Source organism: Streptomyces sp. ADI95-17 (assembly GCF_003846175.1).
Classification (GTDB): domain Bacteria; phylum Actinomycetota; class Actinomycetes; order Streptomycetales; family Streptomycetaceae; genus Streptomyces; species Streptomyces sanglieri.
In genome coordinates this window covers 11,120-21,575 of sequence record NZ_ML123055.1, presented here as the reverse complement: position 1 = coordinate 21,575, position 10,456 = coordinate 11,120, and the positions used below count along the sequence as shown (strand labels likewise).

Below are 10,456 nucleotides of genomic sequence, written 5' to 3'. Positions count from 1 at the left end.
TTCACGGTGACCTCGTCGTAGTAGCTCAGCCACTCGCCCCCGCTCAGCGCGCACCGGGCCCCTTGCTCGGGAGCCTTGACCGCCTCGGCGATCAGGACTTCCTTCCGGGTGTCGCAGCCGTCCTTGTCCGCGTCGACCCACAGGCGGAAGGAATCGCGCTCGTACCCGGTGCGGTCCTCGGTACCGGCCGGGATCTTGGCGATGGCCTCCGCGAGGGACAGGTCGCGTACCCGCCGCGGACCGTCGACCGTGATCTCGCGACCCGTAAACGCCCCGTCCTGGCGTTCGGCTCGCAGCGGGCGGTCAAACGGGCCATGCCGAAGAAGGCCTCGCTGCGCGACCCGCACCAGCGCCTGGCCTGTGCGCTCACCCTCATGTGGAAGCAGTCCGGGATCCCGCAGCGGGAGCTGGCCCTGCGCATGAACATCCACCGCTCCTACCTCTCCCGCATTCTGTCCGGCGAGCGGTCCGCCACCCTCGCGTACGTGGAACTGATCGCCAAGGAGTGCGCCGGCAGCACCGAGACTGAGTTCGCCACACTGCTCTGGAAGATCGCCGCCGACGACCCCGTCAACACCACCGACCCCGTGCACACCCTGCGCACCTACTTCCAGGCCCTGAACTACGCCGCAGGCTCCCCCCGCGAGGACAGGCTCATCAGCTCCGCCCCGCGCGGCATCACCATCGCCGACCTCCGGTGGGCCTTCCACGGCCCCGGAGTACCGCAATGGACGGTCTACCACCGGCTCGCGACCGCCCTGCAGAGCAAGCCCGAGATCGCCCTCCCCCTGTGGCGCAACGCCACGTACAACCGCGGGCCAGGCAGCAGCCTCCCCGCGGACGCCTTCGGCTGACCAGGAACGGCAGAACAAGGAAGCAAGCCATGAAGCCGTCGCCCGCCGTCCTCACAAACGCCTACTACGCGTTCTACGACCTCCACCGACCCACCTACCACGCCTACGCCGCCGCCCACCTCCCCACGGAGGAAGCCCGGATAGCAACATCGAAACTCTTCGAGACCGTGGCCAGCACCTGGACCTCCGTGGTCGCCGAGCGGCGCCCCTCGGCCTGCACGTGGCAGTGGTTCACCCAGACCGTCGCACGCCGCAGCGGCCGCACCCCCACCGCCATCGAGGACACCCACCTCCTCCACCACCAACTGATGCTGAGCATCGACCAGATCGCCACCGTCACAGGAGCCGAGCCCGCGACCGTCTGCGCCCGCCTGGCAGCTGCCAGGCGGGAACAGATCTTCCGGAGCGACGACTGACTGGACGCCGAGGCCGCTTCGGACAGCTGCTGGGACATCCTGCAGCACCCGGACCCGCAGATCGGCGACTGCCGAAGCCACCCCTACACCGAGCGCCGCGCCCTCCTCCTGGAGCTCCTCGCCGACGTCGAGCCTCCGGTCCAGGCCGTCCCGGCGACCGACGACCGGGACGTTGCCGTGCTCTGTCGAGGCGTGCGTGTGGGGCCCGTACGAGGGCGGACTGCTGCTCTGGCTATTGATGTCGCGCAGCCGCCTTGCCGCCGAGGTCGCCCGGATCGGCCGCTACGAGGTCGCCGAGGACGCGATCCCGCCGCTGATCCCGATCTGCGCGGCGACCCTGCCCGTGACTACCGAGCCGGCGCCTCTGGCCGAGGTCGATCCGCAGCTCCCGCAGCCGGTCGTCGCGGCCCTTGCCGCGGCATGGCTGCTGATGCAGCAGCCCCAGCTTGTCGACCGGACACAGGAGCGTGCGGACAAGCCCACGGCGCGCGCCTACGCCCGGGACGGGCTTCCCGCGCCCGAGGTGAGCATCGTGGACCTGCGCCGCCAGTACACCCCACAAGACCAGGACGCGGATGAGGGCGGGGATCCGCCCCGACGGTACCGGCACCGCTGGGTCGTCTCCGGGCACTGGCGCAACCAGGCGCACGGCCCGGACCGGTCACTGCGTCGGAAGACATGGGTTCCGGCCCACATGAAGGGGCCTGACGGGGCGCCACTGCTGGCGACGGAGAAGGTGAACGTGTGGCGTCGATGACCGCCGCCCGCACCTGATTCGCGCGCATCAGGGCTGCGCCGCCGCGTGAACCTGGTGGTAGTCCTGAACCACACCGCACTGACCGCTCTGTACCGTGCGGATCCCTTCCTCACCGGCCTGTACATCAAGGCCTCCCGCGGCACCGGCCGCGTCATCGTCCCGTCGCTGTCGGTCCTTGCCGCGGAGCGGCAGGACACGGGTGCGGGCCAGCACGCGGCGTCCCTGCGGTTCGCGGAGAACGTTCCGTTCACCACCGGGCACGCGGTGGACGCGATGGACTAGAGAGCCGTGGACTGGCCGGTGGCTCACGCGGCTGCGATCGCATGGCACGCGGTGAAGGCGGGGGAGCCGCTTACGGTCTTGTAACACGAGCTGTACGCGGGGACCGGCATCACTCCGCTGAACCCCACCTGCCCCCGTACCCAGGGCGAGGCGCCGCGGTGGGTACGGGGGTCAGTCCAGACGGTCGTAGGCACCCGGCTCCCAGTCGGCGAACAGCGTCAGTGCCCTTGCTGTCTCGGTACGTTCCGGCGCTGTGGAAGTGGCCGGCCACCAGTTCTCTACCTGATGCGCGTCCACGAGAACGAAGTCCCGGTATCCGTCGAAGTCGCCGGGGTCGCCTGCCACGCCGATATGGATGGGCGCGTCATCGGGCAGGTCCTTGAGCGCGTCGCGAAGCCGCGCGGCATTCCAGACCTGCGGGGTGTGCTCGAAGACGTCGGTCATGGACACAGACTGCCGGACCGAACCGCGCTGCCAGCGAAGACACGGCTGCGCCCCGGGCCAGAGCTCACTGATCCGGGGCACAGGGGCTGGGGTGAAAAGCTGATCACCGGCGGTGAAACAGGCCCAGCCGGACACACGGTACCGGGGCGCGGATGGCGCGGATTCGTCCGGTAAAGGACCCGCGACGGCCAGGCCGGGCTGCTCGACACCAAAGAGTTCCCCGCCATCAAGGACGACGTGACCGAGCCGGCCCGCGAGATCACCGGCGACTTCGAGTCCTCCCTCGGCATGTGACGCGCGGCCGACCCGCTCCGGGCCGGGTGCTGCGGAGTGGTCCCCACGGCCCGCGCCCGCCCGATACCGTGGTGACACACGCCCGTCCGCGCCCTGGAGGCCCCCAATGAGCGAACAGCCGGCCCCCGCCGACACTGCCGCCCGGCAGCAGCTGGAGCCCGCCGCCGCCGACGCCATTCGTGCGTACGCGGCCAGGACACGCGAGAGCGCCGACCAGCTCGCCGCCGTCCTGGAGGACATCGCCGCCAACGGCCTGCCCGCGGTGGATGACTGCACGCCCTGGGAGGAACTGCGCGAGACCCACCTCACCCGGCTCGCCGCCCAGCGCCCGGCCGTCGCCTGATGGCCCCACACGGCCGCCGCGCCCGAATCGCCTTCTCCGACGCCGCCGCGAAACAGCTGGAGAACCTGACCAGCGAAGCCGAACTCCACGCCCTGGACCGCGCCCTGGTCGTCATCTCCGTCGACCCCGACGCCGGCGAACCGCTCCCCGGCGACACCACCGGCCCCCAGCTGCGCCAGTACGCCGACGACGTCGAGCGCGTCCGGCTTCTGTACTGGGTCACGGCTTTGCGCACCGTGGTGGTCGTCGCGTACATCGAGGTCTGACCAGCGAAGGAGCCGAGGTGCCCGCACGATGCACGCGAGCAGCCCGGCCTCCCGCAGCATCCCCAGACGGTACTCCACCGACCGCTCCGACAGCCCGGTACGCCGCACCAGGTACTCGATCCCCGGACGGCACGGGAACAGCTGCGCCAGCTCCTGGGCGACCCGCACCGTCATCGGCCCGAAACTGCGCGGCCCGTGCGACCGTGCCGCTGCGGCCGGTACAGCCCGGCCCCAGCGACCCAGTGGACCGCCTGCATCCAGGGGCCTATCTGGACCAGCTGCCGCATTACGGCCTGAGACCGTGTTTGAGATCTCGCCTTGTGGTCGGGTAGCCGGAGACCACCGCTGGTCTCCGGCTACCCGACCACACGCATTCACGAGAGAATCGTCTGGTGGCTGTATCTATCGACCGTAGTCGGTCCCTTGAGGAGCTCGAACGTGATCGCTGGCAGGCGCCCCCGCCCGACGCCACCTATCTCATGGCGACGGCGCATGCTCTGCGGAGCCGGCCGGTCGGGACTCTGACCGTTGAGGACTTGCGCCTGCTGATCGGGCAGGACATTGGGCTGCCGGTGCTTCTTCCGCTCGCGGTGGAGGTGCTTCGCGACAACCCGCTGGCTGAAGGCGACATGTACGAGGGCGACCTGCTGCGCGCGGTCCTGACCAGGAACCCAGCTGTCTGGAGCACCTATCCGGAGCTTGCAAGGCAACTGACCTTCATCGTCGACGGCCTCTCCGGCCTCTCGTCAGATCTGCGGAGCAAGGTCGAGCGGTTCGTAGGCGCCGTCCAGAATTCCTGACGCGTTGCAGATGCCTGTCATCTACTACGGGCCTGTCCACTGAAGGCGCCGTGGTCCTGGCCGTTTGGCTGGGCAACCTCGGGTGAGCCGGCGGACCATGATGCCGATCATCGCCCACCGGATCATGGTCTCGGACCGGGCGGGATCGGTCTCGTAGTCACGGGCAAGCCGCCGGTGCGCGGTCATCCAGGCGAACGTCCGCTCAACGGCCCAACGCTTGGGCTGGACCTGAAAGCCCCGCTGGTCAGGCGCTTTACGGACGATCTCCAGCTCACGGCCGAGGATCGAAGCGCTCCAATCGACCAGCCTTCCGGAGAAGCCCTGGTCCGCCCAGACCTTCCGGATGCTCGGATGGTGGAGGCGAGTCCAAAGCAAAGAGCGTTTCGCGCCGTCACGGTCCTGGACGCTCGCAGCAACAACGTGTACCGCCAGCAGGAGGCCGAGCGTGTCGGTGACGATGAACCGCTTGCGGCCTTTGACCTTCTTGCCTGCGTCAAACCCTCTGGTGGAAACGGGGACAGTGTCGGCCGTGCGCACGGACTGCGAGTCGATCAGCCCGGCGCTAGGTTCGGCGCTGCGGCCGTCGGCCACTCGGACCTGGTCGCGCAGCGCGTCGTGCAGCCGCTCCACGGTTCCGTCATCGTGCCACCACGTGAAGTACCAGTACACGGTCGGCCAGGGCGCAAAGTCCTTCGGCAGCTGACGCCAGGCACACCCGGTCCGCACGACATAGAAGATCGCGTCTACGATCCGCCGCCGTGGATGCTTCTCCCTCCGTCCGCCCTTCGGCCCCACCCTCGCGGCCGGTAGTAGTGGCTCCACCAGAGCCCACTGTTCGTCCGTCAGGTCCGACGGATACCTGCCCCCAGAAGCACTCACGCAGTCCCCAACGACCGCACCGGCCATGCGACACGCCAGATCTCAAACGCCCTCTGAGATATCTGCCGCCCCCAGTGACCGCGCTCCTGCTGATCGCGTGGGGACACCTGCATGGCCTCGTCGCCCTTGAGGTGTTCCGGCATACCTCTTTCCTCGGTGACCACCACACTGAAACCTTCCGCACAGCGATGCGGAACCTGCTTGAGGACATCCATCGCCGGATCGCGGTCGCGCCGGCGCCACGCCCTTGAACCTGAAACTGCCAGGCCGAATTACTCACTCGAATGAGTGGTGAAGCTTTGGTGCCGGCGCCCGGGAAGGGAAACGCTGCCACCCTGAGCTCACGAGTCATTGCTCGTGGACCGGGTCGCGGTGGATATTCGATTCGACCACCGCGCAAGAAAATTCGAGGTCTTCGCATGCCGGAAAAATCCATTATCCACAGCAAGGCCCGGCATTACTACAACGTGTTCCATCGCGAGCGCGACGGGTGGGTCAGCGAAACCGACGTGTACACCTGGGCGGGCCGCACGACGCGGGAATTCAAGCTCACGCCAGGAACCGCCCCCGCCAGCGCGCTGCAGAGATCCCTTCTGGAGTACTGGAAGAGATTGTTTGTCCCTATGGACACAGATGGGGACGGCGTCGTATCACGCGACGAATTCCTGGCCGGGTTTGTCAGCCTGGGGGACAAGCCGGATGATTACGCGCGGATTGTCACGCCGTCCGCCAAGGTCTTCGTGGCCACCGCCGACGTCGACGGAGACGGTGAACTCGACAAGTCCGAGTTCAAGCGCCTGTTTCAGTCCTCTTTCGCGCTGAGCGACGAAGACATCGACGTGTCGTTCGCCGACATCGACACCGACAGCTCCGGCTCCATCTCAACTGACGAGCTGAGAGCGGCCATTCGCGTGTTCCACAGCAGTACTGATCCGAACGACCGAGGTCACCGCCTCCTGGGAGCCCTGCGTTCCTGAGCCGACAGAACCGGACAGCATTTTCTCGTCCGCCGTCGGGTGCTCATTCCACTCGGCACCGGCGATCAGAGGGGCTCCGCCGGTCCCGCATCGAGCCGCGCTCAGGAACAACACGCCAGGAGAATTCGACTGTGACCACCCATCTGCAGATAACCAAGGCCCCGCTGGTGACAGCGCACGCCAAGCACATCGTGGCCGAGACCGGTGTCCTGAACAATCCGTACTTCCGAACGCTGGTAGACGGAAGCATGTCGTTGGAGAACTTCCGCACAAGCCAGGAGCAACTAGGTTTCGCCGTCACCTACTTCGCCCGTCCGATGGCTGCGCTGGTGTCCCGGATCGAGCACCCCGCGGATCGCATCGGCATCCTGGGCAATGTCGTGGAAGAACACGGCGGATTCCGCCCTCAGGAATTCCATCACGAGACCTTCCGCGGATTTCTGGCCAGCATCGGCAGCGACACCGTACGGCTGAACGGCCTGAAGATGATGCCGGCCGTCCACGCGTACAACAGCGTTCTCAGTGCGGTGTGTACGTGGGAGGACCCGCAGGTAGGAATTGGCTGCATGGGCGCGATCGAGTACGCATTCGCCTCGGTATCGGCCATCACGGGCAACGCGGTTGTGAACCGCGGTTGGGTCGCTCAAGCCGACCTGATGCACTACGGCCTCCACTCCGAAATCGACGAACAACACGCAGAGGACTTCTTCCTGCTGCTAGAACCCCACTACCGAAACCCAGCCGCACGACGCCGAATCGACCAGGGCCTCGGCCTGGGCGCGTACGCGCTGAACCGCCTCTACAGCGATCTGTCCGAACTGGGTCGTTGACTCTGCTGCGCAATTCGTTCAGGCGGAGAGTCGGTAGCTGAGTCGTTCGAGCCTGCTGGTGCGGGGGCGGTCGAGGGGGCCTGTGGTCCAGTGGGCGTCGAGCCTGATCACGTTGAGTGCGGTGGCGGAGAAGGCGTGTTGGAGGCGGACTTTCGGTAGGCCTCGGTAGCGGGCCCGGCGGATGCCGGTGATGTCGAGGGCCTGGTTGATGGTGCCCTCGACTCCGGCGCGCAGGCGTACTTGTTCTTCCAGGTGTCGGTCTTCTGCTCAGCGCGGGCCCGGGCGAGGTTCTCGTGGAGTTCCCCGGGCCGCAGGGTGAGCATGCGGCGCCCGGTCTTCGAGGTGGTGCACTGCTTCTGGAGAGGGCAGTCCCGGCAGGTCAGGACGCTGAAGGTGATGACGATCGCGTCTTTGCCGTGCTGCTTCACCGGGTTCCAGTGGGAGCTGGTCCTGCTGGCGGGGCAGCGGACCTGGCGGGTCTTCCAGTTGATGGTGAAGGCGTTCTTGCCGAAGCCTTCGGCGGCCTTGGCCTGGGCAGAATGGTCCAGGAGGACCGGGGTGACCATGCGGATGCCCTGTTTCAGGGCCTTGGTGATCAGGTCGGCCGACGGGTAGCCGGAGTCGAGGTAGTGCTCGCCGGGCTTCACTCCGTGCCTGGCGAGCTTGCGCTGGATCGGGGCGGTCGCCTTCACATCCGGCACGGTCGCGTCGGTGGTGTGCACGTCGGTGATCAGATTCGGCATCACCCCTGTCCCCGCGTCGGCGTCGGGGAGGGTGGTGCAGGTTTCCGTGAGATGGATCTTGTAGCCCATCCAGAACAGGTCGTCGCCCTTGGCCGCCCAGCGTGCGTCGGAGTCGTAGGGGGAGGCCAGGCGGAGTTGACCGGGCGGGACGCCGTCGTCGGCGTCCCGCTTCCTGATCACCTGCCGTCCCCGGGCATCGATCCGGACGATGTAGGTCTGCACGAGGACCTGCCGCAACAAGCCCACGGCCTCGATCTCGCGAATCCAGGCCGGAGCGTCATCGGCCCAGGCCGCCCGGCACAAGGCGAGGGCATCCTGCCCGAAGACCTGGGCGAGACGGTCACGTTTCGTCTGCGAGGGCGGCATGCGCCAGCCGTCGACCCGCAGCCCGTACCGCTCGGCGAACTCCGTCACGTCGATGTGTCCGGCCAGCCAGGCCGGTGCCGCGACCGCGAGGGCCTCCAGGGCCGCCCGCACACTCTCCCCGGCCAGCTCCAGACGGTTCAAGTCCCGCACCGCACTGATCACATGGGTGGAATCCGTGCGCTGCTTGCCTCCGGCCGCCACCAGGCCGGCCTCCTTGCAGTGCTCAAGGAGCCGGTCGAAGACCACCCGCTCCATACCGTTGTCCGCGAGCCGGGCCCGGAACCTGCACAGCACGCTGGCATCGAAACCGGTGTCCGTCAGCTCCGCCCCCAGCGCGTACTTCCAGTCGATCGCCCGCACCGCCATCGCCGCGGCCTGCCGATCCGTCAGGCCCTCCGCGAACTGCAACACCGTCACCAGCGACAACACCCCAGGTGACAGGCCCGGAGCACCCCGCACCCCGAACGCCTCCGTGAACGGCTCGTCGACGAAGCCCTCCGCGAGGCGATCCCGCACCCGTATCGGCATACTCCCCTTCGGGAACGCCGCCCGGGCCACCACCACCGTCTGTTCCGGGATCTCCGGCAACCCCACCGGCCGCATCGACATCCGTACCGCCTCCAGGGCCGCACGACAGGAAGCGACCCCGCCAACGATCATCGCCGACCCGGCCTTACCCTCGCAGCGAATTGCGCAGCAGAGTCGTTGACCGAAGCCAGGCGTCTTGCAGAACCCGTGCAGGGAGGACAGGCAGGCCGTCGACTTTCTTGGGTGCGCGGGTGATGCGGTGGGTCATCAGCGTGATCGAGGCCCACGTGATTAGGGTCTCGGAGTGCTGAATAAAACAGATCCTCGTTGCTGACCTGGCTGCCGCAACGGCGCTACGGCACACCATGCGCCTGTTGGAGGACACTGCCGATGCCGCATACCTGGTCAGGGCGCTGCTTGAGCGGCCCGATGGCGGGGCGGCCATGAACCGCCTGTCCGAATTCGGGCCGGAGCCCGAAGCCGACGACAGCTAGCCCTGTTCATGACGGATCGGCGCACGATGCCGGACCGAGGCGTACCAGCCCGCCTATACGCCCCTCTGAGCACTTGTCAGTCGCCCCGGGGCTCCCCTGGTCCGGGGCGACTGAGTTGGACGAGGAAGCCCTTGTTGCCGCAGGTGGATGGCCATGGTCGTCCGTGGGGTGCCCGAGCCCTTCCCAGGATGCGGTCCCAGACCGCCCGCTTCCTGCCCAACCCGGACTCCAGCCTTCTTCGGGCCACCAGTGACGACGGGCCCAAGCAGGACGCGCTGACCGGCCTCGCCGGGCATCTCCAGACCGCCGACCTGTACTGGGCGACCGCGGACATGGCGGCACTGGCCGTGCACTTCGGCGCGCAGCTCGCCGCGGCCCGGTGGTCGGCGGCCGACCGGCCTTCGTCCACGGAATGATCTGGTGGGAAGGCGGCGTAGGAAACGTTGACAGCAACGGCATGGCCGTCCCCGTCGAGGCGTGTGTCTGGGGCCCGTATCGCGGCGAGCTGGTGGTCTGGTACCTGATGTCCAGAGAGCGCTTGGCGAACGAGATGAAAAGGAACAAACTCGCCACTGGTCCTGGCGGAACCGGAAGACCTGGATTCCGTCTCATGTAAAAGGGCCCGGACGGAGCACCGCTCCTGACGACGGAGAAGGTCAACGTCTGGAGAAGGTGACCGGATGCTCTTGGCGCCCTGCGGCCACCGCTACACACAAGACCTCGGCCGGCCGCCCGGACGACCGCTACCAGGGCACCGCCACCGCGACCTGGACCGTCACGTGCCACTGAAGAAAATACTCGATGACCTGGGAAGAGGGTGACAATGATGGGATCGGCCGAGGAGATCAAGCCGCATTTGATCATGTATGTGGGGGGAGTCCCGGTTGGTCGCCTGTACGTCAGCATCCCCGACATGTTCTGGAACAAGTGCAGGTTCGAGCCTCTAGATGCCTGGGAATCTGTCCGGCCCTTGTTTGAACAGCACGAGGAGGCCGCGAAACAGGGATTCCCTATCGACAAGATTGCAGCCACAAAGGAAATTCTCGATCGGGGGGTGGAACTACACCCGTCGCCACCCGAAGCGGGGCCGCCGTTCAAGCCCTTTATGGTCTACGTTGACGGCGAAACAGCCAAGTACCGTCACTGAGTCGTGCGCGTCGGCGGGGGCGCCCGGTACCGTGCG

14 protein-coding genes and 2 pseudogenes are annotated in these 10,456 nt (G+C 67.3%); 12 read left to right on the top strand and 4 right to left on the bottom strand.

Translation table 11 applies throughout. The features are described from left to right. Nucleotides 1-254, bottom strand: a pseudogene (locus tag EES42_RS41530) (HNH endonuclease); the annotation flags it as partial. Nucleotides 255-314: 60 nt separating this feature from the next. Between EES42_RS41530 and EES42_RS41525 the strand changes: the two are divergent. The 4 genes from EES42_RS41525 to EES42_RS41510 all read left to right on the top strand — a co-directional run bounded on the left by EES42_RS41525 (nt 315) and on the right by EES42_RS41510 (nt 2,309). After that, entirely contained in the window at nt 315-854 is a 540-nt protein-coding gene (locus tag EES42_RS41525) for a helix-turn-helix domain-containing protein (RefSeq protein WP_164495530.1), read from the top strand. A gap of 29 nt (nt 855-883) precedes the next feature. Continuing rightward, nucleotides 884-1,270, top strand: a complete 387-nt coding sequence (locus tag EES42_RS41520) for a hypothetical protein (protein ID WP_124723405.1) — start codon at nt 884-886, stop codon at nt 1,268-1,270. 172 nt (nt 1,271-1,442) lie between these two features. Continuing rightward, on the top strand, nt 1,443-2,027 hold the full coding sequence (locus EES42_RS41515) for a hypothetical protein (protein ID WP_124723404.1): 585 nt from the start codon (nt 1,443-1,445) through the stop codon (nt 2,025-2,027). Nucleotides 2,028-2,072: 45 nt separating this feature from the next. Further along, nucleotides 2,073-2,309: a PIN domain-containing protein gene (locus tag EES42_RS41510; protein WP_241196924.1), complete on the top strand. Its 237-nt coding sequence runs from the start codon at nt 2,073-2,075 to the stop codon at nt 2,307-2,309. Nucleotides 2,310-2,480: 171 nt separating this feature from the next. On the opposite strand, the gene EES42_RS41505 is transcribed toward EES42_RS41510, so the two are convergent. Further along, entirely contained in the window at nt 2,481-2,753 is a 273-nt protein-coding gene (locus EES42_RS41505; RefSeq protein WP_124723532.1) for a DUF6225 family protein, read from the bottom strand. Nucleotides 2,754-3,153: 400 nt separating this feature from the next. On the opposite strand from EES42_RS41505, the gene EES42_RS41500 reads away from it, so the two are divergent. From EES42_RS41500 to EES42_RS41485, 3 genes are all read left to right on the top strand, one after another. Continuing rightward, nucleotides 3,154-3,390, top strand: coding sequence for a hypothetical protein (locus EES42_RS41500; protein ID WP_124723403.1), 237 nt, complete (start codon nt 3,154-3,156; stop codon nt 3,388-3,390). Further along, nucleotides 3,390-3,656: a hypothetical protein gene (locus EES42_RS41495; protein ID WP_206433869.1), complete on the top strand. Its 267-nt coding sequence runs from the start codon at nt 3,390-3,392 to the stop codon at nt 3,654-3,656. Before EES42_RS41500 ends, EES42_RS41495 begins: the two co-directional genes overlap by 1 nt. A gap of 392 nt (nt 3,657-4,048) precedes the next feature. Continuing rightward, complete coding sequence (locus tag EES42_RS41485) at nt 4,049-4,456, top strand: contact-dependent growth inhibition system immunity protein (protein ID WP_241196923.1); 408 nt, start codon at nt 4,049-4,051, stop codon at nt 4,454-4,456. A 24-nt stretch (nt 4,457-4,480) separates the two neighbouring features. Here EES42_RS41485 and EES42_RS41480 read toward each other — a convergent pair whose 3' ends face one another. Continuing rightward, entirely contained in the window at nt 4,481-5,362 is an 882-nt protein-coding gene (locus tag EES42_RS41480) for an IS5 family transposase (protein ID WP_124723401.1), read from the bottom strand. 35 nt (nt 5,363-5,397) lie between these two features. On the opposite strand from EES42_RS41480, the pseudogene EES42_RS47760 reads away from it, so the two are divergent. The 3 genes and pseudogenes from EES42_RS47760 to EES42_RS41465 form a co-directional block, all read left to right on the top strand. Continuing rightward, a pseudogene (locus EES42_RS47760) lies at nt 5,398-5,586 on the top strand (TetR/AcrR family transcriptional regulator); the annotation flags it as partial. 168 nt (nt 5,587-5,754) lie between these two features. Continuing rightward, nucleotides 5,755-6,312 (top strand): EF-hand domain-containing protein, encoded by a 558-nt coding sequence (locus EES42_RS41470; RefSeq protein WP_164495528.1) that lies wholly within the window; start codon nt 5,755-5,757, stop codon nt 6,310-6,312. A 131-nt stretch (nt 6,313-6,443) separates the two neighbouring features. Next, nucleotides 6,444-7,142, top strand: coding sequence for a TenA family transcriptional regulator (locus EES42_RS41465; RefSeq protein WP_124723399.1), 699 nt, complete (start codon nt 6,444-6,446; stop codon nt 7,140-7,142). Nucleotides 7,143-7,249: 107 nt separating this feature from the next. On the opposite strand, the gene EES42_RS41460 is transcribed toward EES42_RS41465, so the two are convergent. Further along, a complete protein-coding gene (locus tag EES42_RS41460) occupies nt 7,250-8,767 on the bottom strand; it encodes a transposase (protein WP_277426172.1) in 1,518 nt (505 codons plus the stop codon). Nucleotides 8,768-9,461: 694 nt separating this feature from the next. Here EES42_RS41460 and EES42_RS41455 point away from each other — a divergent pair. Together EES42_RS41455 and EES42_RS41450 are read left to right on the top strand one after the other, a co-directional pair. Continuing rightward, on the top strand, nt 9,462-9,689 hold the full coding sequence (locus tag EES42_RS41455) for a hypothetical protein (protein WP_124723398.1): 228 nt from the start codon (nt 9,462-9,464) through the stop codon (nt 9,687-9,689). Between the two features lie 407 nt (nt 9,690-10,096). After that, nucleotides 10,097-10,420: a hypothetical protein gene (locus EES42_RS41450; protein WP_124723397.1), complete on the top strand. Its 324-nt coding sequence runs from the start codon at nt 10,097-10,099 to the stop codon at nt 10,418-10,420. The last annotated feature ends 36 nt before the right edge of the window (nt 10,421-10,456 follow it).

Excerpts from the sequence above, each read along its gene's own strand:
- EES42_RS41470 (WP_164495528.1), top strand. The coding sequence starts at position 5,755 with ATGCCGGAAAAATCCATTATCCACAGCAAGGCCCGGCATTACTACAAC.
- EES42_RS41495 (WP_206433869.1), top strand. The coding sequence starts at position 3,390 with ATGGCCCCACACGGCCGCCGCGCCCGAATCGCCTTCTCCGACGCCGCC.
- EES42_RS41500 (WP_124723403.1), top strand. The coding sequence starts at position 3,154 with ATGAGCGAACAGCCGGCCCCCGCCGACACTGCCGCCCGGCAGCAGCTG.
- EES42_RS41450 (WP_124723397.1), top strand. The coding sequence starts at position 10,097 with ATGATGGGATCGGCCGAGGAGATCAAGCCGCATTTGATCATGTATGTG.
- EES42_RS41525 (WP_164495530.1), top strand. The coding sequence starts at position 315 with ATGCCGAAGAAGGCCTCGCTGCGCGACCCGCACCAGCGCCTGGCCTGT.
- EES42_RS41480 (WP_124723401.1), bottom strand. The coding sequence starts at position 5,362 with ATGGCCGGTGCGGTCGTTGGGGACTGCGTGAGTGCTTCTGGGGGCAGG.
- EES42_RS41505 (WP_124723532.1), bottom strand. The coding sequence starts at position 2,753 with ATGACCGACGTCTTCGAGCACACCCCGCAGGTCTGGAATGCCGCGCGG.
- EES42_RS41455 (WP_124723398.1), top strand. The coding sequence starts at position 9,462 with ATGCGGTCCCAGACCGCCCGCTTCCTGCCCAACCCGGACTCCAGCCTT.
- EES42_RS41520 (WP_124723405.1), top strand. The coding sequence starts at position 884 with ATGAAGCCGTCGCCCGCCGTCCTCACAAACGCCTACTACGCGTTCTAC.